Origin of the sequence: Micromonospora sp. NPDC047620, assembly GCF_043205005.1 — a bacterium.
Taxonomy (GTDB): Bacteria; Actinomycetota; Actinomycetes; order Mycobacteriales; family Micromonosporaceae; genus Micromonospora.
Window position 1 is genome coordinate 1 of record NZ_JBIDDG010000091.1, and the last position, 1,817, is coordinate 1,817.

The 1,817-nt window shown below is 70.2% G+C and carries 2 protein-coding genes and 1 pseudogene; 1 reads left to right on the plus strand and 2 read right to left on the minus strand.

Annotated features, from left to right (window positions below):
- Positions 1-805: pseudogene (locus tag ACGF5C_RS34330) on the plus strand (helicase); the annotation flags it as partial.
- A gap of 15 nt (positions 806-820) precedes the next feature.
- On the opposite strand, the gene ACGF5C_RS34335 reads toward ACGF5C_RS34330, so the two are convergent.
- Together ACGF5C_RS34335 and ACGF5C_RS34340 are read right to left on the minus strand one after the other, a co-directional pair.
- Positions 821-1,156 carry a hypothetical protein gene (locus ACGF5C_RS34335; RefSeq protein ID WP_228796180.1) on the minus strand — a complete coding sequence of 112 codons (336 nt, stop codon included), beginning with the start codon at positions 1,154-1,156 and terminating at the stop codon, positions 821-823.
- 63 nt (positions 1,157-1,219) lie between these two features.
- On the minus strand, positions 1,220-1,817 hold a 598-nt coding region (locus ACGF5C_RS34340), incomplete at its 5' end, for a methyltransferase (RefSeq protein WP_393308517.1).

Here is a 1,817-nt window from a genome sequence, read left to right on the forward strand (position 1 = left end):
CGTTTTGGAGCTCATGACCGGCCGCGAGGATTCGATGGACGACGAGGACCACCTCTTCGCCACCGACCTGCTCTACGCCGAGGACCTCGCCGACCGATTCACCGATCGCGATACCCGTGATCTGGCCGAACGTGCCGCCGCCGACCGGGATTGGACCTATCGCCACATCGTGGTCGACGAGGCGCAGGAGCTCTCCGAGATGGACTGGCGGGTGCTGATGCGGCGGTGTCCGGGCCGCTCCCTCACCGTGGTCGGCGACCTCGCCCAGCGTCGTTCGACCGCCGGCGCGACGTCGTGGGACGCCATGCTCGAGCCCTATGTTCCCGGCCGGTGGCGCTACCGCTCCCTGACGGTGAACTACCGTACGCCGGCCGAGATCATGGCGGTCGCGGCCGCGGTGCTCGCCGAATTCGCGCCGGGTGTGCGGCCACCCGAGTCGGTGCGCGCCTGTGGCGTGCGGCCGTGGTCGCGCCGAGTCGACGAGAGCGAATTGACCTCCGCCATCGCGGATTTCGTTCGCGACGAGGAGGGGCGCGAGGGCACCGCCGTCGTGATCGGCCCGCCCGGCGTGCCCGGCACGGTTGCGGCATCGGAGACGAAGGGCCTCGAGTTCGATGCCGTACTCGTCGTCGAACCGGAGCGCATCCTCGCCGACGGGCCGCGTGGCGCGGCCGAACTCTACGTGGCCCTCACCCGCGCCACTCAGCGCCTCGGAGTTCTGCACCGAGCCCCGCTGCCCGCGGCACTCACCGGTCTGGTCCCGGTCGCCGAGCCCGCGGCGGCCGGAAATCGCCGCTCCGCGTAGCGATGTGGCGGGCCGCTAATCCGGCGGCCCGCACCCGCCGCGCATGATCAACGCATGTGCCGGACACCATTGGGTCACCGGCAGCCGACTGCGCCCGTTCCCGGTGCGCAACTCGAATTCCACCAGCCCCAGCCACGTTCCGTCCGCCGCCCGCGCCCAGGCGTGCAGCCGCCCCGGAATTCGCCCGGTGATCTCGAGCCCGCCCGCCCGCACCTGCCCCGCCACCGCTTCGTGATCGACCATCCGTGGATACGTGGGGATAGCGGCAGCCACGTCCACCAGCACCGGCATCGGCGGAACCACCACCCGATGCAGTGCGAACTCTCCCTTCTCCGGCCAATGTTCGAACATGTGTTCGATCATAAACCGAAGCGCCGACAAATAGCTCGCGGATTTGCCGGCCGCGTCGCAGTGTCACCGACTCCGGAACTCCAGTGCGGTCCGCCCGTCCGCCACCGGCCTCACAGCACGCAGCATCAGACCGCATGTCTCACCCAGCGCCCCCAACTCGGTCACCGTCCGCTCCCGCCCGCCGAAGCACATCGACATGAACAGGTCGATCGCCGTATCGGCCCCCCGCCCCCGAATCGGCTCGATCACCACAACCGCCCCGTAAGCCCCTGCGGCGCGGGCGCATTCGGCGAGGATGGCTGCGGCGAGCTCGTCGTCCCAGTCGTGCAGGATGTCGGACAGAAGGTAGGCATCGGCACCGGTGGGGAGCGGATCGAAGAAGCTGCCCGCAACGGCGGACGCGCGCTCCCTCAGGCCGGTCGCCGTGAATCGCTCGGTGGCAGCGGCGGCCGTCGGCGCCAGGTCCAGCACTCGTCCGCGCACGCCGGGATGCGCGCGGAGGATCGCCGTCAGTAGGGTGCCGTCGCCGCCGCCGACGTCGAGAACGTCGGGGAAGCGACTCCAGTCGAACCGCGCCGCGATCTGGTCCGCGTAAACCCGGAAGCGGCAATTCATCTGGGCGTCGAAGGACGTGCGCAGCGCGGGCTCGGCTTCCAGATCG